The 22,183-nt window shown below is 51.9% G+C and carries 35 protein-coding genes; 34 read left to right on the forward strand and 1 reads right to left on the reverse strand.

The window, feature by feature from the left end; all coding sequences use genetic code 11:
• Positions 1-551: 551 nt before the first annotated feature.
• The 33 genes from rplC (at position 552) to KK078_RS05780 (ending at position 18,940) form a co-directional block, all read left to right on the forward strand.
• Complete coding sequence (rplC, locus tag KK078_RS05620; protein WP_254089273.1) at positions 552-1,184, forward strand: 50S ribosomal protein L3; 633 nt, start codon at positions 552-554, stop codon at positions 1,182-1,184.
• Positions 1,184-1,816 carry a 50S ribosomal protein L4 gene (rplD, locus tag KK078_RS05625; protein ID WP_254089274.1) on the forward strand — a complete coding sequence of 211 codons (633 nt, stop codon included), beginning with the start codon at positions 1,184-1,186 and terminating at the stop codon, positions 1,814-1,816. The genes rplC and rplD overlap by 1 nt, the downstream gene beginning before the upstream one ends.
• Entirely contained in the window at positions 1,816-2,103 is a 288-nt protein-coding gene (rplW, locus tag KK078_RS05630; RefSeq protein ID WP_254086427.1) for a 50S ribosomal protein L23, read from the forward strand. The genes rplD and rplW overlap by 1 nt, the downstream gene beginning before the upstream one ends.
• A 10-nt stretch (positions 2,104-2,113) precedes the next feature.
• Positions 2,114-2,938 carry a 50S ribosomal protein L2 gene (gene rplB / locus KK078_RS05635; protein ID WP_254089275.1) on the forward strand — a complete coding sequence of 275 codons (825 nt, stop codon included), beginning with the start codon at positions 2,114-2,116 and terminating at the stop codon, positions 2,936-2,938.
• Complete coding sequence (gene rpsS / locus KK078_RS05640; RefSeq protein ID WP_254089276.1) at positions 2,938-3,216, forward strand: 30S ribosomal protein S19; 279 nt, start codon at positions 2,938-2,940, stop codon at positions 3,214-3,216. The genes rplB and rpsS overlap by 1 nt, the downstream gene beginning before the upstream one ends.
• A gap of 2 nt (positions 3,217-3,218) precedes the next feature.
• Complete coding sequence (rplV, locus tag KK078_RS05645; protein WP_262898601.1) at positions 3,219-3,689, forward strand: 50S ribosomal protein L22; 471 nt, start codon at positions 3,219-3,221, stop codon at positions 3,687-3,689.
• The gene (gene rpsC / locus KK078_RS05650; RefSeq protein WP_254089277.1) at positions 3,689-4,534 is read left to right on the forward strand and encodes a 30S ribosomal protein S3; all 846 of its coding nucleotides are present in this window, start codon (positions 3,689-3,691) and stop codon (positions 4,532-4,534) included. The genes rplV and rpsC overlap by 1 nt, the downstream gene beginning before the upstream one ends.
• Before the next feature lie 33 nt (positions 4,535-4,567).
• Entirely contained in the window at positions 4,568-4,987 is a 420-nt protein-coding gene (gene rplP, locus KK078_RS05655; protein WP_254089278.1) for a 50S ribosomal protein L16, read from the forward strand.
• A gap of 3 nt (positions 4,988-4,990) precedes the next feature.
• Positions 4,991-5,188, forward strand: coding sequence for a 50S ribosomal protein L29 (gene rpmC / locus KK078_RS05660; protein ID WP_254089279.1), 198 nt, complete (start codon positions 4,991-4,993; stop codon positions 5,186-5,188).
• A 28-nt stretch (positions 5,189-5,216) separates the two neighbouring features.
• Positions 5,217-5,483, forward strand: coding sequence for a 30S ribosomal protein S17 (gene rpsQ, locus KK078_RS05665; protein ID WP_254089280.1), 267 nt, complete (start codon positions 5,217-5,219; stop codon positions 5,481-5,483).
• 105 nt (positions 5,484-5,588) lie between these two features.
• Positions 5,589-5,957: a 50S ribosomal protein L14 gene (gene rplN, locus KK078_RS05670; RefSeq protein WP_254084534.1), complete on the forward strand. Its 369-nt coding sequence runs from the start codon at positions 5,589-5,591 to the stop codon at positions 5,955-5,957.
• A 3-nt stretch (positions 5,958-5,960) separates the two neighbouring features.
• Positions 5,961-6,302: a 50S ribosomal protein L24 gene (rplX, locus tag KK078_RS05675; RefSeq protein ID WP_254089281.1), complete on the forward strand. Its 342-nt coding sequence runs from the start codon at positions 5,961-5,963 to the stop codon at positions 6,300-6,302.
• Positions 6,302-6,853 (forward strand): 50S ribosomal protein L5, encoded by a 552-nt coding sequence (rplE, locus tag KK078_RS05680; RefSeq protein ID WP_254089282.1) that lies wholly within the window; start codon positions 6,302-6,304, stop codon positions 6,851-6,853. The genes rplX and rplE overlap by 1 nt, the downstream gene beginning before the upstream one ends.
• Before the next feature lie 8 nt (positions 6,854-6,861).
• Complete coding sequence (gene rpsN, locus KK078_RS05685) at positions 6,862-7,131, forward strand: 30S ribosomal protein S14 (RefSeq protein WP_254089283.1); 270 nt, start codon at positions 6,862-6,864, stop codon at positions 7,129-7,131.
• Between the two features lie 152 nt (positions 7,132-7,283).
• Positions 7,284-7,682: a 30S ribosomal protein S8 gene (gene rpsH / locus KK078_RS05690; RefSeq protein ID WP_254089284.1), complete on the forward strand. Its 399-nt coding sequence runs from the start codon at positions 7,284-7,286 to the stop codon at positions 7,680-7,682.
• A gap of 15 nt (positions 7,683-7,697) precedes the next feature.
• A complete protein-coding gene (gene rplF / locus KK078_RS05695; RefSeq protein ID WP_254089285.1) occupies positions 7,698-8,249 on the forward strand; it encodes a 50S ribosomal protein L6 in 552 nt (183 codons plus the stop codon).
• A 38-nt stretch (positions 8,250-8,287) separates the two neighbouring features.
• Positions 8,288-8,638, forward strand: a complete 351-nt coding sequence (gene rplR / locus KK078_RS05700) for a 50S ribosomal protein L18 (protein ID WP_262898602.1) — start codon at positions 8,288-8,290, stop codon at positions 8,636-8,638.
• A gap of 10 nt (positions 8,639-8,648) precedes the next feature.
• On the forward strand, positions 8,649-9,167 hold the full coding sequence (gene rpsE / locus KK078_RS05705; RefSeq protein ID WP_254084527.1) for a 30S ribosomal protein S5: 519 nt from the start codon (positions 8,649-8,651) through the stop codon (positions 9,165-9,167).
• A gap of 5 nt (positions 9,168-9,172) precedes the next feature.
• Positions 9,173-9,352, forward strand: coding sequence for a 50S ribosomal protein L30 (gene rpmD / locus KK078_RS05710; RefSeq protein WP_254089286.1), 180 nt, complete (start codon positions 9,173-9,175; stop codon positions 9,350-9,352).
• A gap of 1 nt (position 9,353) precedes the next feature.
• Positions 9,354-9,800, forward strand: coding sequence for a 50S ribosomal protein L15 (gene rplO, locus KK078_RS05715; protein WP_254089287.1), 447 nt, complete (start codon positions 9,354-9,356; stop codon positions 9,798-9,800).
• A complete protein-coding gene (gene secY / locus KK078_RS05720) occupies positions 9,800-11,116 on the forward strand; it encodes a preprotein translocase subunit SecY (protein ID WP_254089288.1) in 1,317 nt (438 codons plus the stop codon). Before rplO ends, secY begins: the two co-directional genes overlap by 1 nt.
• A gap of 8 nt (positions 11,117-11,124) precedes the next feature.
• On the forward strand, positions 11,125-11,937 hold the full coding sequence (map, locus tag KK078_RS05725) for a type I methionyl aminopeptidase (protein ID WP_254089289.1): 813 nt from the start codon (positions 11,125-11,127) through the stop codon (positions 11,935-11,937).
• Positions 11,898-12,116, forward strand: a complete 219-nt coding sequence (infA, locus tag KK078_RS05730) for a translation initiation factor IF-1 (protein WP_073141607.1) — start codon at positions 11,898-11,900, stop codon at positions 12,114-12,116. Before map ends, infA begins: the two co-directional genes overlap by 40 nt.
• A 14-nt stretch (positions 12,117-12,130) precedes the next feature.
• On the forward strand, positions 12,131-12,247 hold the full coding sequence (rpmJ, locus tag KK078_RS05735; RefSeq protein ID WP_254084522.1) for a 50S ribosomal protein L36: 117 nt from the start codon (positions 12,131-12,133) through the stop codon (positions 12,245-12,247).
• 58 nt (positions 12,248-12,305) lie between these two features.
• Positions 12,306-12,686, forward strand: coding sequence for a 30S ribosomal protein S13 (rpsM, locus tag KK078_RS05740; protein WP_254089290.1), 381 nt, complete (start codon positions 12,306-12,308; stop codon positions 12,684-12,686).
• 19 nt (positions 12,687-12,705) lie between these two features.
• Positions 12,706-13,104, forward strand: a complete 399-nt coding sequence (rpsK, locus tag KK078_RS05745; RefSeq protein ID WP_254089291.1) for a 30S ribosomal protein S11 — start codon at positions 12,706-12,708, stop codon at positions 13,102-13,104.
• A gap of 79 nt (positions 13,105-13,183) precedes the next feature.
• On the forward strand, positions 13,184-13,789 hold the full coding sequence (rpsD, locus tag KK078_RS05750) for a 30S ribosomal protein S4 (RefSeq protein ID WP_254089292.1): 606 nt from the start codon (positions 13,184-13,186) through the stop codon (positions 13,787-13,789).
• Positions 13,790-13,821: 32 nt separating this feature from the next.
• Positions 13,822-14,811, forward strand: a complete 990-nt coding sequence (locus KK078_RS05755; RefSeq protein ID WP_254084518.1) for a DNA-directed RNA polymerase subunit alpha — start codon at positions 13,822-13,824, stop codon at positions 14,809-14,811.
• Between the two features lie 5 nt (positions 14,812-14,816).
• Positions 14,817-15,353, forward strand: a complete 537-nt coding sequence (gene rplQ / locus KK078_RS05760) for a 50S ribosomal protein L17 (RefSeq protein WP_254089293.1) — start codon at positions 14,817-14,819, stop codon at positions 15,351-15,353.
• Positions 15,354-15,529: 176 nt separating this feature from the next.
• Entirely contained in the window at positions 15,530-16,639 is a 1,110-nt protein-coding gene (gene carA / locus KK078_RS05765) for a glutamine-hydrolyzing carbamoyl-phosphate synthase small subunit (protein WP_254089294.1), read from the forward strand.
• A gap of 35 nt (positions 16,640-16,674) precedes the next feature.
• The gene (gene eno / locus KK078_RS05770; RefSeq protein ID WP_254089295.1) at positions 16,675-17,952 is read left to right on the forward strand and encodes a phosphopyruvate hydratase; all 1,278 of its coding nucleotides are present in this window, start codon (positions 16,675-16,677) and stop codon (positions 17,950-17,952) included.
• 125 nt (positions 17,953-18,077) lie between these two features.
• Positions 18,078-18,371, forward strand: a complete 294-nt coding sequence (locus tag KK078_RS05775) for a septum formation initiator family protein (RefSeq protein WP_254089296.1) — start codon at positions 18,078-18,080, stop codon at positions 18,369-18,371.
• A gap of 8 nt (positions 18,372-18,379) precedes the next feature.
• Entirely contained in the window at positions 18,380-18,940 is a 561-nt protein-coding gene (locus tag KK078_RS05780) for a hypothetical protein (RefSeq protein WP_254089297.1), read from the forward strand.
• On the opposite strand, the gene KK078_RS05785 is transcribed toward KK078_RS05780, so the two are convergent.
• On the reverse strand, positions 18,941-20,023 hold the full coding sequence (locus tag KK078_RS05785) for an Ldh family oxidoreductase (protein ID WP_254089298.1): 1,083 nt from the start codon (positions 20,021-20,023) through the stop codon (positions 18,941-18,943).
• 181 nt (positions 20,024-20,204) lie between these two features.
• Between KK078_RS05785 and KK078_RS05790 the strand changes: the two genes are divergently transcribed.
• Positions 20,205-22,178, forward strand: a complete 1,974-nt coding sequence (locus KK078_RS05790; RefSeq protein ID WP_254089299.1) for a TonB-dependent receptor plug domain-containing protein — start codon at positions 20,205-20,207, stop codon at positions 22,176-22,178.
• Positions 22,179-22,183: the final 5 nt, after the last annotated feature.

Raw genomic sequence — 22,183 nt, forward strand, 5'->3', positions numbered from 1 at the left:
ATAAAACTTTGCCATGCAGAGCTGCATGGCTATTTTATTATATATCAGTCACTTACATTAAGTAGACGGCTATGGTCAGAGACCGGCGCCAGAGGCGGCGTGGTGTTGGGGGCATTCAGGGATAGCTTCGGGATAACTATACTATGGCGTATCTCCGGCTTTGCTATGGCTTTGGTATGGTTGAAGATCGCTATAAGGTCGCTATAAGGTCAGTATAAGGTCGCTGTATGGTCGCTGTAAGGGAGGGGCGATTGGGGCAGGCTTTTGTGGTGGATCGGAAAAAATAGTGTGTTGGATACGGAGAAATACAATGGCGGGTTACGGAGGGAGAAGGTGGAAAAATCGGGGGGATATTCGTTTTTTCGGAATATTTTGTACTTTTGCCGCCCCGCAAAGCAGGAATGCAGTAATGGGAGCTAGTCTTTGGGGCGTAATTCCCCAAAAATTTCAGAGGGTACATTTGGTAACTCCCCTTTAGTTCCTATCTTTGCAGTCCTTTTTGCGACAAGAGTCCAGAAAGTCCTGAAAAACAGCATAAAACGGTTTCAACCATGCCTGGAATTATAGGAAAGAAAATAGGAATGACTAGCATATTCGGCCCGGAGGGTGAGAATATCGCATGCACAGTAATTGAGGCTGGCCCTTGTGTCGTGACACAAGTGAAAAATGAAGAGACAGACGGATATCGTGCCGTTCAACTTGCTTTCGGTGAGAAGAAAGAGAAAAACTCTACCAAAGCAGAAATTGGCCACTTCAAAAAGGCGAACACCACCCCGAAGAAAGAGGTAGCTGAGTTTCGCGATTTCAAAGCTGAGTTTGAAGGCGTGGCCGAGCTCGGTAAAGAATTGCGTATTCAAGACATTTTCGTTGTCGGTGATTTTATTGACGCGATCGGCACATCAAAAGGTCGCGGTTTTCAAGGTGTTGTAAAACGCCACGGTTTCGGTGGTGTTGGTGGCGCAACGCACGGTCAGCACGATCGTCTCCGCGCTCCTGGTTCCATGGGTAACGCTTCGTTTGCATCACGTGTACCGAAAGGTAAGCGTCTCGCAGGCCGCATGGGCGGTGCTCAGGTGAAACTGACCAACCTGGAGGTAATAAAGATCCTTCCCGAGCAAAATCTGATCGTTATCAGCGGTTCCGTTCCGGGCCCTAAAAATTCAACTGTAATTCTTCAGAAATAATGGAAGTAGCAGTCATTAAATCCAGCGGCGAGAAGACCAGCAAAAACGTAAGTCTTCCTGAAACTATCTTCGGTATCGAGCCGAACGATCACGCCATCTACTTAGACGTAAAAAGCTACCTGGCCAACCAGCGTCAGGGTACGCATAAATCAAAGCAACGTAACGAGATCTCGGGTTCTTCTAAAAAGCTGAAGAAACAAAAAGGTACTGGTGGAGCCCGTGCGGGTAACATCAAGAACCCTCAGTTCAAAGGTGGTGGCCGTGTATTCGGTCCTCAGCCCCGCGACTACTCGTTCAAGCTGAACAAGAAAGTAAAAGACCTGGCTCGTAAGTCAGCGTTGACATACAAAGCGAAAGATAACTCGATCGCTATCCTCGAGGACTTCTCTTTCGAAGCTCCGAAGACCAAACAATATCTGTCCATGCTGGCAGCCTTGTCGCTGGGCGATAAGAAGACGCTTCTCGTGCTTCCGGAAGTGAATAAGAACGTCGTTCTTTCCGGCAGAAACATCCAGAACACAAAAATTACCACAGCCGATCAGATCAACACCTATGATGTGATGAACGCTGACAATGTGATCTTTGTCGAGAGCTCGATTACGAAAGTTGAGAACTTATTAAATAAAGCATAATGAGTATCCTGAAGAGACCATTGGTAACGGAGAAAGTCTCTGCCCTGAACGAGAAAGGCAAATACGGTTTTGTCGTGGATGCTGATGCTAATAAGGTAGAGATCAAGAAGGCCGTTGAAAAGCAATATGGCGTAAACGTAGAGAAAGTGAATACCATGAACGTAATGGGTAAGAAAAAGACCCGCTACACCAAAACAGGTATCCTTTCCGGTCGCCGTCCCAGCTACAAGAAAGCTGTTGTGACACTTGCACAAGGCGAAGTAATAGATTTTTATAGCAACGTATAATATTTGAGCCATGGCGTTGAAAAAACTTAAACCAGTAACGGCCGGTACGCGTCACAGACTCGCACCTTCGTTCGATGACATTACGGCATCGAAGCCGGAGAAGTCACTGGTACAAACGATAAAGAAGACAGGTGGCCGTAACAGCAATGGTAAAATGTCCATGCGTTACATCGGTGGTGGTCACAAGCAAAAACGCAGAGAGATCGACTTCAAACGTAACAAAGCAGGTATTCCTGCTACGGTGAAGTCTATCGAGTACGATCCTACACGGACGGCTCGTATTGCCCTGCTGTATTATGCCGATGGTTTCAAGACTTATATCATTGCTCCCGATGGTCTGAAAGTAGGCCAGCAAGTTGTTTCAGGTGCTGATGTAGCGCCGGAAGTAGGCAACGCGCTGCCGCTGGCAAAGATCCCCGTGGGTACTATCGTACACAACGTTGAGCTGAAGCCTGGCAAAGGTGGTGCAATCGCCCGCTCTGCCGGTACCTTCGTACAGCTGCTGGCCCGCGAAAACGGTATGGCTACGCTGAAGATGCCTTCAGGCGAGATGCGTAACGTAATGGACGTATGCATGGCAACAGTAGGCGCTACATCAAACGCTGACCACATGAACGAAAGTGTTGGTAAAGCAGGTCGTAGCCGCTGGAGAGGTATCCGCCCGCGCACCCGTGCGGTAGCGATGAACCCTGTCGATCACCCGATGGGTGGTGGTGAAGGTCGTGCCTCCGGTGGTCACCCGCGCTCACGCAACGGTCTCTATACGAAAGGTAAGAAGACCCGTTCTCCGAAGAAGTATTCCGATCGTCTAATCATATCTAGAAGGAAAAAATAATGGGACGCTCAATTAAGAAAGGTCCGTACTGCGACAACCGTCTGCTGAAGAAAGTCGAGACGGCAGAGAAGTCAGGCAAGAAGTCTGTGATCAAGACCTGGTCACGTCGCTCGACGATCACGCCTGATCTGATCGGCAATACCTTCGCGGTGCATAATGGAAATAAATTCATTCCTGTTTATGTAACGGAGAACATGGTGGGTCATAAGCTTGGCGAATTTGCGCCGACCCGCACATTCCGTGGTCACTCAGGAAACAAGAAAGATAACGCTAGGTAATCATGGAAACTGTAGCGAAAAAGACAAAACGTTCAGTATTAAAGCGTGAGCAACGCGACGCTCGTAAAGAAGCCGCTAAGAACGGACCTTCTGTAGCGAAATTGAAAAATGTGCCGACCTCGCCTCGTAAGATGCGTCTGGTGGCCGACCTGATCCGCGGCGAGCGCGTGAACAAGGCGCTGAACATTCTGAAATATGAGCCCAAGATCGGTGCCGGTAAACTGGAGAAACTTCTCCTGTCTGCTATCTCCAGCTGGGAAGCAAAACACACGGATGTGAAGCTGGAAGAAGCCGACCTGTACGTAAAAGATATTTTCGTAGACGGCGGCCGGATCCTGAAGAGACTGCGCCCTGCACCGCAAGGTCGTGCGCACCGTGTCAGAAAACGTTCTAACCACGTAACACTGGTGGTAGACAGCTTCAAGAAAGAAGGCTCAGAAGTGGCAACAACTGATAAAGAAACTAAGGAATAATGGGACAGAAAATTAATCCGATTGCCCTGCGCTTAGGCATAGTACGTGGTTGGGATAGCAACTGGTACGGTGGTAAAACCTTCGCTGACAAACTGGTGGAAGACCAGAAGATCAGAGAATATGTGCAGGCCCGTATTCCGAAAGGCGGTATCGCCAAGGTTGTTATCGAGCGTACCTTGAAGCGCATCACGCTGACGATCCACACAGCCCGTCCCGGCGTGGTGATCGGTAAAGGCGGTGGCGAGGTAGACAAGATCAAAGAAGAGCTGAAGAAGATCACGAACAAGGATGTTCAGATCAACATCTTCGAGATCAAACGCCCCGAGCTGGATTCGAAACTGGTAGGTGAGTCTATCGCCCAGCAGATCGAAGCCCGGATTTCGTACAAGCGCGCCATGAAGCAAGCAATCGCTTCGGCCATGCGTGTCGGTGCGGAAGGCATCAAGATCAAGACATCAGGCCGTCTGGCCGGCGCCGACATGGCACGGACAGAACAATATAAAGAAGGTCGGATTCCCCTGCACACCCTGCGTGCGGACATCGACTATGCGCACTCTGAGGCACAGACCGTATACGGTAAGATCGGTATCAAGGTATGGATCTTCAAAGGTGAGGTTTACGGTAAGCGTGACCTGTCGCCGAACGTAGGTCTGGCGAGCAACGCCGGTGGCGACCAGCGCGGAGAGAACCGTGGCGGTGGCCGTGGCGATCGCAACGAGCGCGGTGGCGGTCGTGGCGGTGATCGTCGCAGAGGAGGCGGAGGCGACCGTCGTGACGGTGGTCGCGATGGTGGTGGAAGACGCGGCGGTGATAACCGCGGTGGTGGCCCCAGAAGAAACGGTTAATTATCAATTACGAACGTATAAAGTCAGGCAATCATGTTACAGCCTAAACGAACGAAATTTAGAAAGATGCAGAAGGGTCGCGTGAAAGGTATCGCGACACGCGGTCATTCGATCGCCTTCGGATCTTTTGCACTGAAATCGCTGGAAGGCGGCTGGATCACAGCGCGTCAGCTTGAAGCGGCGCGTATCGCCGTGACCCGCGCCATGAAGCGTGAAGGTCAGGTTTGGATCCGCATCTTCCCCGATAAACCGATCACCCGCAAGCCTGCTGAAGTGCGGATGGGTAAAGGTAAAGGTGCCCCGGAATATTGGGTAGCGGTCGTGAAGCCTGGCACAATCCTGTTCGAAGCGGGTGGTGTAAGCCTTGCCACTGCCAAAGAAGCCCTGAAACTGGCCGAAGGCAAGCTGCCGTTCAAGACTAAGTTTACAGTTCGACCTGACTACGTAGAATAAGCCATGAAAGCAACTGAAATCAAAGGACTGAGCGTAGCCGAACTGAAAGAGAAGATCGGCTCGGAGAAGGAAGCGCTGCGTAAGATGCAATTTGCGCATCAGATCTCGTCGGTGGAGAATCCGATGAAACTGAAAGAGACCCGTAAACTGATAGCCCGCCTCAACACCGAGCTGACGGCTAAGCAGAACGCAACGAAATAATAACATCAACCAATAACGACATAACGTTATGGAACTTAACGCAGAGCGTAACGAACGCAAAGAAAGGATCGGTAAAGTGACTAGCAACAAGATGCAAAAGACCATCACCGTTGCAGTTGACCGTAAAGTGAAGCACCCGATCTACGGTAAATTCGTGAACCGGACAACCAAGTTCAAGGCACACGACGAAGAGAACACCGCAGGTATCGGCGATACCGTTCGCATCATGGAGACCCGTCCCCTGAGCAAGGATAAGCGCTGGAGACTGGTAGAGATCATCGAGAAGGCAAAGTAATATTGCTTACGGGGTGCTGGCCTGCTGTCGCAGGCTGATGGCCCCGCGAGAGATGATCCGAGCGCTCAGAGGCTTATAAAGAAACTGATTAGAAGATAAAAAATTATGATACGCACCGAATCCAGACTTACTGTAGCTGACAATAGCGGAGCCAAAGAAGTGCTTTGTATGCACGTACTGGGCGGCACAGGAAGACGTTACGCTTCCGTTGGCGACAAGATCGTCGTGACTGTAAAGTCTGCCATGCCGAGCAGCCAGGTGAAGAAAGGTACTGTCACCAAGGCGGTTGTGGTACGGACCACGAAAGAAGTTAGAAGAAAAGATGGTTCATACATCCGTTTTGAAGATAATGCTGCCGTGTTGCTGAACAACCAGGACGAGCCCCGTGGAACCCGTATTTTCGGTCCGGTGGCACGTGAGCTTCGCGAGAAGCAGTTCATGAAGATTGTTTCACTGGCACCTGAAGTTATATAAGCCATGGAAAAGACAAACACACAGAAAGTAAAGCTGCACATCCGCAAGGGTGACCGCGTGCGTGTTATCGCCGGCGACGACAAAGGCAAAGAGGGTACGGTACTGGAGATCCTGACATCGAAGAACCGCGCTACCGTTGAAGGGGTGAATATTGTCACCAAGCACACCAAGCCGTCCGCAGGCAAGCCTGAAGGCGGAATCACGAAGACAGAGGCATCTGTCCACATCAGCAACCTGCAACTGATCGATCCTGCATCGGGCAAAATTGTTCGTACAGGCCGGAAGTTGAACGAAAAAGGCAAGCTGCAGAGATATTCTAAGAAAACCGGAGATTTTATTAAATAATGGCAACTCCTAGACTAAAGGACAAGTACACGAAAGAGATTGTCCCTGCTCTTAAGCAGAAATTCGAATATTCGTCGATCATGCAGGTTCCGAAGATCGAAAAGATCTGCATCAACAAAGGTATGGGCGTAGCCGTTACCGATAAGAAGCTGATCGACGTGGCGCTGGAAGAAATCAGCAGCATCACCGGCCAGAAGGCCGTTTCGACCAAGTCGAAGAAAGCGATCTCGAACTTCAAGCTGCGTGAGAACATGCCGATCGGTGTGCGTGTAACGCTGCGTGGCGACAAGATGTACGAGTTCATGGACCGCCTGATGAGCATCGCGCTGCCGCGTGTACGCGATTTCAAAGGTGTGAACAACAAGGGTTTCGACGGTCGCGGCAACTACACCCTGGGTGTGAAAGAGCAGATCATCTTCCCGGAGATCTCCATCGACAAGGTTAACAAGATCAGCGGTATGGACATTACGTTCGTTACCACTGCCCAAACTGACGAAGAGAGCTTTGAGCTCCTGAAAGCATTCGGGATGCCCTTTGCTACTAAAAACTAATAACGAGCATGGCTAAATTATCAGTAATAGCAAGACAAACCAAGCGCGAGAAGCTGGTTGCTACTTATGCCGCAAAGCGTAAGGCCCTGAAAGAGGCCGGCGATTACGCCGCCCTGGACAAACTGCCCCGCAACGCGTCGCCGGTTCGTCTGAAGAATCGTTGCAAACTGACCGGTCGTCCGAAAGGTTATATCGGGAAATTCGGAGTTTGCCGTAACGTATTCCGTGAAATGGCATCCGCCGGTAAGATTCCCGGTGTGACAAAGGCTAGCTGGTAAGCGCCTGCGTCTCAACATATTGGTTGCTGAGTATCCTGGTCTCCGCAAGGAGAAACCTGATAACAGTTTGGATAATATAAATTGTTATATATCTTTGCAGCCCGGTTTGAAAAAACGCGGGCTTGCTTTTTAATTAAAAGGACGAAAATAAAATGACTGATCCGATAGCAGATTACTTAACCCGGTTACGGAATGCCATCAAGGCTAACCACCGCGTAGTGGAGATCCCTGCATCCAACCTCAAAAAAGAAATCACCAAGGTTCTTTTTGACAAGGGTTATATCCTGAACTACAAGTTCGAAGATGTGGCCAACCGCCAAGGCAACATCAAGATTGCCCTCAAGTACAATCCTGAGACCCGGCAATCCGCCATCACCAAGCTGGAGCGTATCAGCTCCCCTGGTCTGCGTACCTACCGTGGCGCAACCGAGCTGCCCCGCGTACTGAACGGTCTGGGTGTGGCCATCCTGTCTACTTCGAAAGGAGTGATTACAGACAAGGAGGCTCGTAACCTGAACGTGGGTGGAGAAGTACTGTGTTTCGTCTACTAAAAAAGGAAAAGAGCAATGTCACGTATAGGAAATAAACCCGTTTCAATTCCCTCCGGTGTAACGTTCAACTTTGCTAACCACAAAGTAACCGTGAAAGGCCCGAAGGGTGAACTTCACCAGACTGTCGATCCTGACTTTACAATCAAGCAGGAGAACGGCGAGGTGACTGTTACCCGCCCTACTGAACAGAAACGTCACAAAGCCATGCACGGTCTGTACCGCGCATTGATCGCCAACATGGTTGAAGGCGTATCAAAAGGTTACCGTCATCAGCTCGAGCTGGTGGGTGTAGGTTACAAAGCTGCCGCCCAGTCAAACGTACTGGAGCTTAGCTTGGGTTACTCACACAACGTGTTCCTGGCCGTTCCGTCAGAAGTTAAGGTAACGACCCAGCAGGAGAAAGGTCAAAACCCGACGATCATCCTGGAAGGTATCGACAAGCAACTGATGGGCCAGGTAGCAGCAAAGATCAAATCGCTCCGTAAAGTTGAGCCTTACAAAGGTAAAGGTGTTCGCTTCACAGGTGAGTTTGTACGCAGAAAAGCTGGTAAAGCTGCTTCTAAATAAAATTAAGTAGAACTAAAGCATCATAGAGCATATACGCTATGGCAGGCAAGAACAGAGAAAGACGTGCGAGAATCAAGGCTGGTGTTCGCAAGAAATTGAGCGGCACGACCGAGAGACCGAGATTATCCGTATTCAGAAGCAACCGCGGTCTGTATGTACAGATCATCGACGACCTGAAAGGGGTAACAGTGGTGGCAGCTTCTACCAGCGAGCTGGGTGAGAAGACGTCGTTGAACATCGAGAGCTCTAAGAGCGTAGGAAAGAAGATCGCCGAGAAGGCACTCTCCAACGGCATCGAGACGATCGTGTTTGACCGCAATGGATATTTGTATCACGGAAATATTAAAGCTTTGGCAGAAGGTGCCAGAGAAGGTGGTTTAAAATTCTAAGAACTGAAATATGTCAGTAAGCAATATTAGCACAGTAAAAGCCAGCGAGATCGATCTGAAGGAGCGCGTAGTAGCCATTGAGCGTGTTGCGAAAGTGGTGAAAGGCGGTCGCCGGTTCAGCTTCGCAGCGATCGTAGTAGTAGGAGATGGTAACGGTGTAGTAGGTTACGGCCTTGGTAAAGCCAACGAAGTAACCGATGCGATCACCAAAGGCATCGACGACGCGAAAAAGCACCTGGTGAAAGTTCCGATCATCAAAGGCACTGTGCCGCACGAATCAATCGGCAAGTTCGGTGGTGGTTTCGTACTGCTGAAGCCTGCTTCGCCCGGTACGGGTGTTATCGCCGGTGGTGCGATGCGTGCTGTGCTGGAAAGCGCCGGTGTTCACAACGTATTGGCTAAGTCGAAAGGCTCGTCTAACCCGCACAACGTGGTGAAGGCAACTTTCAAAGCCCTTACCACCATGCGCGACGCGTACACAGTGGCTAAGAACAGAGGTGTTTCATTGTCAAAAGTATTTAACGGCTAAGCGTCATGGCAAAAGTACAGATCATTCAGACCCGTAGCATGATTAAAAGACCCGAGACGCAGCAACGCACGATGGTGGCGTTGGGCCTGGGCAGAATCAATAAGTCGGTAGAGGTGGAGTTCACTCCGCAGATCGCTGGCATGGTTCGCAAAGTGAATCATTTGATCACCGTAAAAGAGCTGTAAGATGAAGTTGCATACACTGAAACCTGCAGAAGGTTCAACAAAGACAAATAAACGACTCGGTCGTGGTCAAGGCTCTGGCGGTAGCACCGCCGGTCGTGGTCACAAAGGTGCCCAGTCGCGTTCCGGCTACGCCAAGAAGTCGGGTTTTGAAGGTGGTCAGATGCCCCTCCAGCGCCGTGTTCCTAAATTCGGTTTTAAGAACAACAGCAAAGTATATTTCAAAGCCGTTAACCTCGACGTGCTCGAAGGTCTGGCAGCAAAAGCCAACGCTGGCTCACTGACGCTGCAAGTGCTGATCGAGAACGGTATCGTAGGCAAAAACGACAAGGTAAAAGTATTGGGCAGGGGTGAATTGAAGGCCAAGGTTACAGTGGAAGCTCACGCTTTCTCTACTGGGGCAACACAAGCTATTGAAAAGGCAGGCGGTACAGCCACAACGGTGAAATAATGAAACGTTTCATTCAGACCATACGGAACATCTTCTCCATCGAAGACCTGAGGGTCAGGATCCTGAACACCATCGGGTTCCTCGTTATCTTCAGACTCGGGTCGTATATTGTTCTTCCGGGTATCAATCCGAACCTGTTGGACCGCGAGGCCAACAGTGGCGGCATTCTGGGATACCTGAATAACTTTTTGGGAGGTGCTTTCAGCAACGCATCGATCTTTGCACTGGGCATCATGCCGTACATTTCGGCATCCATTATCGTACAGCTTCTTACGTTCGCTGTACCCTATTTCCAGAAGCTGCAAAAAGAAGGTGAGTCTGGTCGGAAACGTCTCAATCAGTTGACCCGCGTGTTGACGATCTTCATTACGATCTTCCAAGGCTATAGCTACCTGAAAGGTACCATCGACCCGGCCGTTATCATGACGCCCGGTGTTATGTTCTATGTCACTTCGCTTGTTCTGATCATCGCCGGTACCATGTTCTGTATGTGGCTTGGCGAGCGGATCACGGACAAAGGTATCGGTAACGGTATCTCCATGCTAATCATGATCGGCATCGTATCGCGTCTCCCGCTGGCCCTGGCTGCCGAGGTGAGCGACAAGTTTCCGGGCAAAGCGATCTTCTTTATTATCGAGCTGTTCGCCCTGTTCGGTATCGTAGTAGCGGTCATCGCCCTGACACAGGCTACCCGTCGTATTCCGATCCAGTATGCCAAGCAGGTGATCGGCAACAAACTGTACGGTGGTAAGCGCGACTTTATTCCGCTGAAGCTGAACTCAGCCGGTGTTATGCCGATCATCTTTGCGCAAGCGCTGATGTTCATTCCGGCACTGGTAGCCGGCATCTGGAGCGACAGCGACCTGGGTGCTTACATCGGTTCGACATTCTCGGATCCGTATTCATGGCAATACAGCCTCGTGTTTGCGCTCATGATCCTGATCTTTACATTCTTCTATACGGCAATCACGATCAACTCGAACGACATTGCCGATAACCTGAAACGAAACGGCGGTTTTATTCCCGGTGTAAAACCCGGTAAACAAACGGCTGATTTTATAGACACCGTGTTATCACGGATCACGTTGCCTGGCGCGTTATTCCTGGCCGCGATTGCAGTACTGCCGGCGTTTGCCGTGCGCGCTGGCGTGGGACAGAACTTCGCACAGTTCTTTGGCGGCACGTCGCTGTTGATCCTGGTGGGGGTTGTACTCGATACACTCCAACAGATCGAAAGCTACCTGCTGATGAGACACTACGAAGGTATGATGAAGTCGGGCCGCGTGAAAGGACGTTCTCAATTTGCTGCGGCTTAACAAGCTGGATGGTTAATTTAAAGACTGAAGAGGACCTCATCAAGATTCGTGAAAGCGCCCAGATCCTGGGAAAAGCGCACGGAGAAGTGGCCAAGCTGATAAAGCCTGGAGTGAAGACCTCGATGTTGGATAAAGTAGCCGAAGAGTATATACGCGACCAGGGTGGTGTTCCGTCATTCAAGAACTACCATGGTTTTCCTGCCTCACTCTGCATCTCGGTAAACGAGGTGGTGGTGCATGGGTTCCCGGGGAACTATGAATTACGCGAAACGGACGTGATCTCTGTCGATTGCGGTGTATATTACAAAGGCTTTCACAGCGACTCGGCCTACACGTATCCCCTTGAAGGGGCGAAGCCGGAAACATTGCTGCTGCTGGAGCGCACGTTGGATTCCCTGTACAAGGGCATCGACGAAGCAAAGGCCGGTAACCGGATCGGAGATGTGGCCTCGGCCATTCAGACCTACGTAGAGAGCTTCGGCTACGGCGTTGTTCGCGAGCTGGTGGGACACGGAGTAGGGAAGAGCCTTCACGAAGACCCGGAGGTGCCAAACTATGGCAAGCGGGGTAAAGGTGTGAAGATCGTGCCCGGGATGGTGTTTGCGATAGAGCCCATGATCAACCTCGGTACCAAGAACGTGGTACAGGAGCGCGATGGATGGACGATCCGGACAGCTGACAGAAAGCCTTCGGCGCATTTCGAGCATACGATAGCCGTGCATGAGGACAGAACGGAGATATTGACGACGCACGAATATATAGAAGCAAATTATACCTATAAGTGGCGAAACAAAAGTCAATTGAGCAAGATGGTACTATAAGCGAAGCATTGTCGAACGCAATGTTTCGGGTACAGTTAGAAAATGGGCATGAAGTGTTAGCCCATATATCTGGGAAAATGCGGATGCACTATATCCGGATCTTACCAGGCGACAGAGTACGATTGGAAATGTCACCGTACGATTTGACAAAAGGAAGAATTGTATTCAGATACAAGTAGAACTATAGAACGACATGAAAGTTAAAGCATCCATCAAGAAGCGTAGCGCTGACTGCAAGATCATCAGACGTAACGGTAAACTGTATGTGATCAACAAGAAAAATCCCCGGTATAAGCAGAGACAAGGCTAATCGGGCGATGGTCGCATAGACAAAAGAAACGCATAACAGATAACGATAAATCATACAAATGGCACGTATAGCAGGTGTAGATATTCCTGATAACAAGCGCGGCGAAATTAGCCTTACCTATATTTTTGGTATTGGTCGCCAGTCGGCTCAAAATATCCTTGCCGAAGCCGGGATCAATCCGGACAAGAAGGTAAAGGAATGGAACGATGAGGAGTCAAACGCAGTCCGTTCGATCATCGCGGAGAAGTTCCGGATCGAAGGTGTTCTCAAGTCTGAGATCCAGCTGAACATCAAGCGTCTGATGGACATCGGATGTTATCGTGGACTCCGTCACCGCAAGGGCCTGCCCGTGCGTGGACAAACTACCAAGAACAACGCCCGTACCCGGAAAGGTAAGCGTAAGACGGTAGCGAACAAGAAGAAGGCAACTAAAGGGTAATAGGTAAACTTTTCGATACATGGCAACTGCTGACAAAAGAAAAGATAAAGCAAAAAAGAGAGTCGTAAACGTTGAGGCCGTAGGACAGGTGCACATCCGTGCTACGTTCAACAACGTGATCATCTCGGTAACGAATACAACCGGCCAGGTAATCTCCTGGGCATCTGCCGGTAAGATGGGCTTCAAAGGCTCGAAGAAGAACACGCCGTATGCTGCTCAGACAGCCGCACAGGACTGCGCCGGCAAGGCATTCGAACTGGGTCTTCGCAAGGTAGAAGTGTTCGTAAAAGGTCCGGGTGCAGGTCGCGAGTCGGCTATCCGGACCATCCAGAACGCCGGTATCGAAGTAACGGCCATCCGCGACGTAACGCCGCTGCCGCACAACGGTTGCCGCCCTCCCAAGAAAAGAAGAGTTTAATTTTTAACTGATGATTTAGGCCGACGGGACCCCGGAAGACCGGACACTGTCGGCCCAAGTTTAAATCAATCTATACAGAATGGCACGATATACAGGCCCCAAAGTAAGAATCTCCCGTCGTTTCAACGAGCCTATCCTTGGCGACAACAAAGCGCTTCAAAAGAAAAACTATGCTCCCGGTCAGCACGGCCGTGGCAAGAAGCGCAAGCAATCAGAATATGCTACACAGCTGGCCGAGAAGCAAAAAGCAAAATACATCTACGGTCTGCTCGAGAGACAGTTCTCGAAACTGTTTGACGCGGCAACCCGTAAAAAAGGTGTTACAGGTGAAGTGTTGCTGCAGCTCCTGGAGTCGCGGTTGGACAACACCGTATACCGTTTAGGCATTGCCCCGACGCGCCGCGCGGCACGTCAGCTGGTATTGCACAAGCATATCCTGGTGAATGGCGAAGTGGTGAACATTGCATCATACGCCCTGAAACCTGGCGACCTGGTGGGTGTTCGCGAGCGTTCCAAGTCCTTGGAAGTGATCGTGGATAGCCTTTCCCTGGGCAGCGCCAAAAAGTACAACTGGTTGGAGTGGGATAACAGCGAAATGGTTGGTAAGATCATCAATCTGCCGCCGCGCGAGGACATCCCCGAAAACGTCAACGAGCAATTGATCGTTGAATTGTACTCGAAGTAATAAGAACAGTAGTTAATCAACTCACTTACACTATGTCAATATTAGCATTTCAAATGCCAGAGAAGGTTGTAATGGAAAAGTCTGATGATTTTCATGGACTCTTCACATTCAAGCCTCTGGAAAAAGGATATGGAGTTACGATTGGCAATGCGCTGAGAAGAATTCTGTTGTCCTCTCTGGAAGGTTATGCCATCACCGGGATCAAGGTCCCCGGCGTATTGCATGAATTTTCTACCATTGAAGGTGTAGTAGAGGATGTGGCCGAAATCATCCTGAACCTGAAAATGGTTCGTTTCAAGAAGGTTGCTGATAATTTTGACAATAAGATCACTGTAAATATCAAGAAGCAAAAGCAGTTCAAGGCTGGCGACGTTGCCAAGTTCACTTCTGCTTTTGAGATCCTGAATCCGGATCATGTTATCTGCAACCTGGATGAGACTGCGCATTTCGAGATCGAACTGACGATCGAGAAAGGCCGTGGATACCTTCCTGCGGAAGAAAACAAGCCGTCGGAGCAAGTATTCGGTTTCATTCCGATTGACGCCATCTTCACACCGATCAAGAACGTGAAGTATAGCGTAGAAAACACCCGCGTAGAGCAAAAGACCGACTACGAAAAACTGGTTGTTGATATCGAGACAGACGGCTCTATCCACCCTGAGAAGGCGCTGGAAGGTGCTGCGTACATCCTGATCAAACACTTCGCCCTGTTCTCTGACAAGTCGATGGAGCTTGAAACGGGTAAGGATGCGGAAGTGGAGCAGGTAGACGAAGAGATGCTGCATATGCGCAAGCTCCTCAAGACGCCGCTGCACGACCTGGATCTGTCGGTACGCGCGTACAACTGCTTAAAGGCAGCTGACGTGAAGACGCTGGGCGACCTGGTACAACTGGAGATCTCGGACATGATGAAGTTCCGGAACTTCGGTAAGAAGTCGCTCGCTGAATTGGAACAACTCGTAGCGGAAAAGAACCTTACCTTCGGTATGGATCTGGCTAAGTATAAACTTGAAGAAGACTAAGAACAATGAGACACGGTAGAAAAGTCAACCATTTAGGACGGACAAAGTCGCACCGCGATGCTTTGCTTTCTAACATGGCATCGTCGCTGATCCTGAATAAGCGGATCACAACGACAGTTGCGAAAGCCAAAGCGCTTAGAAAATATGTAGAGCCCCTGCTGACCAAGGGCAAAGACGATACAACACACTCTCGCAGAACGGTATTCTCTTACCTGCAAAACAAAGAGTCTGTAAAGGCTCTGTTCGGCGAGGTTGCCGGCAAGATCTCCGACCGTCCGGGTGGTTACACCCGCATCATCAAACTGGGTGACGTACGGGTTGGTGACAACGCGGAAATGTGCCTCATCGAACTGGTAGACTTCAATACGCTGTACACCAAGGAAGGTGGCGCGAAGAAGGCGAAGACCCGTCGCAGCCGTCGTGCGGGTGGCAAGAAGGCTGAAGGTGCCGAGGCTGCTGCCGAAGGCGCTGTAGAAGCTGCTGAAACAGCTGAGAAGCCGAAGAAAACAAGAAAACCTGCCGCCAAAAAGGACAAGGAATAGTGTTTGAGAATCTCATATCAAAAAGGGATTGGACGAAAGTTCAATCCCTTTTTTTTGCCTGTGCAATCCCCCGGAGGAGTGCGCGGGAGCCGTTTTCCGGCCCTGGAACTTATACCGCAATTTTGTGTTTTAATCAGGGTTTTAATCAGGATTTCTAACGTATTTTTGTGACCGCAATGCAGAAAAAAGCTTATTTACTTCTCGAAGACGGCCTCTTGATCGAAGGGACCGCCATTGGAAAGACCGGCACGACCGGCGGGGAAATCTGTTTTAATACGGGAATGACCGGCTACCAGGAGATCTACCCCGATCCGTCCTACTACGGCCAGATCATTGTAAACACGACGGCGCACATCGGTAACTACGGTGCGGTGGACGCCGAACAGGAATCCGGCAACCCGCAGATCGCCGGCCTGGTCGTAAACGACTACGCGAAAGAATTCAGCCGCAAGTCGGCGCAGGAGAGCCTTCAGGCCTACCTGGAGCGTACCAACGTGGTGGGCATCGCCGATGTCGACACCCGCATGCTGGTGCGGTATATCCGCAGCAAAGGCGCTATGAATGCCCTCATCTCGTCGGAGCTTACGCCTGACCAGATGCGCGCCGAGATCCGCAAGGTGCCGTCGATGGACGGCCTCGAGCTTTCGTCGCGGGTAACGACAAAAGAGCCCTACTTTGCCGGCTCGCCGGACGCGCCCATCCGCGTAGCGGTGCTGGATCTGGGGATCAAGCGCAGCATCGTAGAGAACATGGCGTCGCGCGGCTGCTATTGCAAAGTATTTCCGGCCAAGACTGCGTTCGAAGAGCTGGCGGCCTTTAAGCCTCACGGATATTTTATCTCCAACGGCCCCGGCGACCCGTCGGCCATGCCTTACGCGGTGGAAACCGTAAAGAAGGCGCTGGCTACCGACAAGCCGCTGTTCGGCATCTGCCTGGGACACCAGCTGCTGGCCCTGGCTTGCGGGATTTCTACCTATAAAATGCACCACGGCCACCGCGGGCTGAACCACCCGGTGAAGAACTTACTGACAGGCAAAGGCGAGATGACGTCGCAGAACCACGGCTTTGCGGTAAGCGAAAAGGACATCGAAAAGAATCCCAACGTAGAGGTGACGCACCTCCACCTGAACGACAATACCATCATGGGTATCCGTCTGAAAGATAAAAAGGCCTTTTCGGTGCAATATCACCCGGAAGCGTCGCCGGGCCCCCACGACTCGCGCTACCTGTTCGATCAGTTCCTGGAGCTGATCCGCAGCGATGTGCAAGAGCCGGCGGCGGTATAATGGAACAATCCTTAACTATAAATTTTTAAACTACTATGAGCTTAATTGAAAGCATTCATGCCCGGCAGATACTGGATAGCCGCGGTAACCCTACGATCGAAGTTGATGTTGTGACCGAGTCGGGCGCCCATGGCCGCGCGGCGGTTCCCTCTGGCGCTTCTACTGGTACTCACGAAGCGGTTGAACTTCGCGACGGAGACAAAAGCAGATTCTTAGGGAAAGGAGTGCTGAAAGCTGTAGAGAACGTCAACACTACGATCGCTGCCGAACTGGTAGGCTTCAGCATTTTCGAACAGAACCTGCTGGACAAGATCATGATCGAGCTCGACGGCACGCCCAACAAGGGCAAGCTCGGCGCCAACGCCATCCTGGGTGTTTCCCTGGCGATCGCGAAAGCCGGTGCTGTAGAAGCCGGCCTGCCGCTGTACCGCTACATCGGCGGTGTAAACGCTAACACGCTGCCGGTACCGATGATGAACATCCTCAACGGTGGCAGCCACGCTGACAACTCCATCGACTTCCAGGAATTCATGGTGATGCCGGTGAAGGCGGCTACGTTCTCGGAAGCGCTGCGCATGGGTACGGAAGTATTCCACACGCTGAAGAAAGTACTGCACGACAAAGGTCTGTCGACCAACGTAGGGGACGAAGGTGGTTTCGCTCCCAACATCAAGTCGAACGAAGAAGCGATCGAAGTGGTACTGGCGGCGATCGAAAAGGCAGGCTTCAAGCCGGGCGAAGATATCTTCATCGCCATGGATGCTGCCAGCTCGGAGTTTTACGACGCGAAGACCGATAAATATACTTTCAAGAAGTCAGACGGTAAGTCGCTGTCGTCAGCCGAGATGGTTGACTACTGGGCACAATGGGCGGCAAAATACCCGATCATTTCCATCGAAGACGGCATGGCCGAAGACGACTGGAAAGGTTGGAAAGGCCTGACCGACAAGATCGGTAAGAAAGTACAGCTCGTGGGTGACGACCTGTTCGTAACGAACGTAACCCGTTTGCAAGATGGTATCGATAAGGGTGTTGCCAACTCGATCCTGGTGAAAGTGAACCAGATCGGCTCCCTGACCGAAACCATCAACGCTGTAAACCTGGCCAAGAACAACTCGTACAAGAGCGTGATGTCTCACCGCTCGGGCGAGACCGAAGACAACACCATTGCCGACCTGGCCGTGGCGCTGAACTGCGGTCAGATCAAGACCGGTTCTGCTTCGCGTTCTGACCGGATGGCGAAATATAACCAGCTGATCCGCATCGAAGAGGAACTGGGCGAGACCGCTTACTTCCCCGGCAAGAAGTTCTAAGGCTTAAACGCCGTATACATAAAAGCCAGGACAACATGTTCTGGCTTTTTTTCGTTATACCGGTAATTACCGGGAAATTGACAAATCACTTTTTTCTCTATCTTAGTACTACTTTTTAAACTGCTATGTTCAAGAAACTACCCAAGTCGTTCCGGAACTTTTACTTTTTGACGGCGTTCATCTTCCTGCTGTGGATGCTGGCGCTGGACTCGAACAACCTCATCACCCGTTTCCAGATGTCGTCTAAGCTGCGGTCGCTGGAAAACGAAAAAGAATACTACGAGGAGAAGATCGAGGAGGTACGGAAGGACCATGACGAGCTTTTTGGCGACCGCGAGTCGATCGAGAAGTTTGCCCGCGAAAAGTATCTGATGAAAAAGAAGACGGAAGATATTTTTATTGTAGAAGAACAAGATTGAATGCCTGTATGAAAAAGGTTTTACTTACGCTGGTTGGTCTGACGTTGTGTAGCACGTTAGCCCTGGCCCAGTGGGGCGATGAAGAAATGGACCAGGATGCCGGCTGGCGCGACCGTATCTTTACGGGCGGCGGCTTCGGCCTGAGCTTCTCCAACTATTACGACTATGTATCGGTGTCGCCGTTGATCGGCTATCGCCTCACGCCCAAGCTGGCCGCGGGTATACAGGTGCAGTATCGCTATACCAAATACAAACAATACCAGTTTAAATTCTCTACCAACGATTATGGCGTAAGCCCCTTCGTGCGGTATAACGTGGCAGGGCCTTTCTTTCTCCACGCCGAGTATGAATACCTGAATTATGAGTTTCCCCTCTCGGTCAACGAGAGTGTCCGCCGTTCGTACAACAGCTTCCTGGCGGGCGGTGGGTTCTTTCAGCCGCTGGGCCGCTTTGCGGGCTTCTACCTCCTGGCGCTGTATAACTTCAGCTATACCGATCCTGATCCGGGTGAATTCAGCCCGTATGACAGTCCCCTGGTGCTTCGGGCGGGTGTAACCGCCGGCTTCTGATCAGGCCAATACCAGGCCGAAGCGTTCGCCCAGGATCTTCAAGTCCTCTACCACCTTGGGGTTGACGGGGATTCCTGTTTGCATGCGCTGCGCGCTCATCTCGCGCTCGGGGTCACCGGGGATCAGCACACGTTCCTGACCTTCTACGGGCTTGGCGGCGCGAAAGCGTGTGATCCAATTATCCATATGGCTTTTAAACTCCGCGGCGGGCCGGAAAGCGTCTACCCGCATGGCGCCGAAGAAGTGGCCTATGCCGTCGCCTACGGGGTCTGCCGGCGGGCTCAGGAAGGCCACAAAGGGCGGCACCCAGGGGCCATAGTTCGCGCCCGACAATACCGCCGAGAATATATCCACCCATGCACCCAGACAGTAGCCTTTGTGGCTGCCGTGCTCGCGGTCGCTGCCCAGGGGGATGAGGGCACCACCGTTTTTGGCTTCGTTCGGATCGGTGGAAGGTTTGCCGTCTTTTGTCTGGATCCAGCCGATGGGCGCCTGCTGGGCCTTGCGCTGTAATATTTCCAGTTTGCCGTTGGCGGCTGTTGTGGTGGCGAAGTCCGCCACGAAGGGCGGCTGGCTGCCGGCGGGTATGGCCACGGCAATGGGGTTGGTGCCCAGCAGCCGCTCGATGGAAAATGTGGGCGCCACGAGGGGGCTGGCATTGGTCATGGCAATGCCGATCATGTCGTGCTCCAGGGCCATCATAGCGTGGTGGCCGGCAATGCCAAAGTGGTTGGAGTTCTTTACCGCCACCCAGCCGGTGCCGGCAACTTTGGCTTTGGCAATGGCAATCTCCATGGCCCTGGGCGCCACGACCAGGCCCAGGCCGCTGTCGCCGTCTACCACGGCCGTGCTGGGTGACTCGTGCACGATGCGTACAGCAGGCGTAGCGTTGACGCGGCGGGCCTCCCACAGCCGTACATACCCGGAAAGCCGTGCAATGCCGTGTGAATCGATGCCGCGCAGGTCGGCATTCAACAATACTTCCGTGGCCAGCGTAGCCTCGGCCGGCGGGCATCCGATCTTCTCAAAAATCCGCAGCGTAAAGTCCTGTAGCTGACGGTAGGTATATACGGGATCTGTCATGGGCCTCAAAGATAGGGCTTTCTTTAATCGAAAAAATAGTTCTAATTTTGGGATATGTGCGGCTTGACAAGCCGGTTCTATTACATACTACACGCCTTTTTACATCTGGCATAATTCTTAATTCCTGTCCGCGGTCTGCATGACCCCAACCCCTTAGACTATCTAACTGTACCCTGATGATATGATGAAGAAGTATACCTGTGCACTTCTGCTCTTACTTTCCGCCTGTTGGGCCGGCGCCCAGGACCTGGACTCTCTCCTGAATCTCAATGCCTTTACCGAAGAGAGCGCGCTGCAAAAGATCCTCAATAAAAACGTAGCGGTATCCGCGCAAAAGCTTTCCGCCCGTGAGACACCCGGCATCATCAGCCTGGTCACGGCCGAAGAAATTCAGAACAGCGGCGCCCGCGACCTCACCGACGTGCTGCGCATGATCCCCGGCTTTGATGTATTGCAAGATCTGCAGTTTGTCATGGGCATCGGTCTGCGCGGCAGCTGGGCCAACGAAGGCAAAGTATTGGTCATGGTCGATGGACAGCCGTTCAACGACCTGCTATACCAGGGCGTTGCCGTAGGCAACCGGTTTCCGGTGGATGCCATCGAGCGGATCGAAATCATCCGCGGCCCGGGCTCTGCCATCTATGGCGGCTCGGCGGAATACGGGGTGATCAACATTCTCACAAAAGCGGCGAACAGCCTAAACGGTGTAGCGGTATATGGCACCGGCGGCTTTCATGCAGACGCTGTCGGCCGCACCAACGGGGGCGTTATGGCCGCGCATAAAAGCGATGATTTTGCGTGGGACCTGTCGGCCTTTGCCGGCCAGGGCATCGTCAGCGACGCCTCACCCTATGCCGACGCCATTCAGCAATACGACGCGTCGGATCTCGCTCAAACCACCCAGGCAGACCCGCTCAATCTGAACCTGGGCTTGCGCTACAAGAACCTCGCATTCCGCACGATGTACGACCAGTTTGAGACGTCCGATCCGCTGCTGGATATATCGTTTAAAAACTTTTTTGCAGACCTCCGTTATGAATGGGCCATCACCCATAAGCTGAAGCTGGTGCCGCAGGTGAAATATTACAACCAGGTGCCGTGGACCTATGGCTCGAAAGGAGAGACCCCTGACTTTGAGGCCCGCGCCACACGCCTGCTCACCGAGGTGGACGCCGCCTATGAATTCTCCCGCAAAGCCAGTGTCAATTTCGGCGCGCTATACTTCCACGACAACGGCGACTATCAAATAGTCCCGGATAATTTCACGGGTACGCGTGATCTCAACCTGGATAATATGGCGTTCTACGCGCAGGGCCTCTTCAAGCACCGTCTGGCCAACGCCACCATAGGCTTCCGCTACGAAAAGAACAACCGCTATGGCGCTGCCTTCGTGCCGCGCCTGGCGTTGACCAAGAAGATCGAGAACCTTCATTTTAAAGTATTGTACAGCCAGGCCTTCCGTGCGCCGTCGTTGCAGAATATAAACATTGCCAGGACCGGTGACATCAAGCCGGAGAAGTCCGATGTATTTGAACTGGAGCTGGGCTATCAATTCACACCGGAAATGTTATTGTCCCTGAATGCCTTCAGCATCAGCACGCGCCGCATCATGATCTACGGTTCGGAAGGTACGGACGATTCGTTTCAGGAGTGGTATGAAAATGATACCAAGAGCGGCAGCCAGGGATTGGAGCTGGTGTATAGCATTCGCCGCAAGGTGTGGTATGGCAGCCTGACGTACTCGTACAGCCGCGCGATCAGCGGCAACACGGTGGAAGTATACGAAGTGCCGCAGACCGACAGACAATACGCCGGTTTCCCGGCGCACAAGGTGACGGTGAGCACCAGCATCAATGCTACGCCGCACTTCACAGTCAACCCCACCTTGATCTATGCCGGCAAACGGTATGCGTATACGCAACTGGACGATGAAGATACGCCCGTCAGCACGGAGCTCGACCCGTACCTGCTGGCCAACATCTTCCTGAACTACCGCGACCTGCTGCCGGGGCTCACGGCCGGCATCGGTGCGTACGATGTGTTCAACGAGCGCCCTGCCATCGCGCAGGCCTACAACGGCGAGTATGCGCCCATACCCGGTCGGAGCCGGGAGTATATTGTGAAACTTGCCTACCAGATCAACTTCAAGAAGTAAGCCGT

The organism is Dawidia soli (assembly GCF_018598185.1).
GTDB lineage: Bacteria > Bacteroidota > Bacteroidia > Cytophagales > Cyclobacteriaceae > Ohtaekwangia > Ohtaekwangia soli.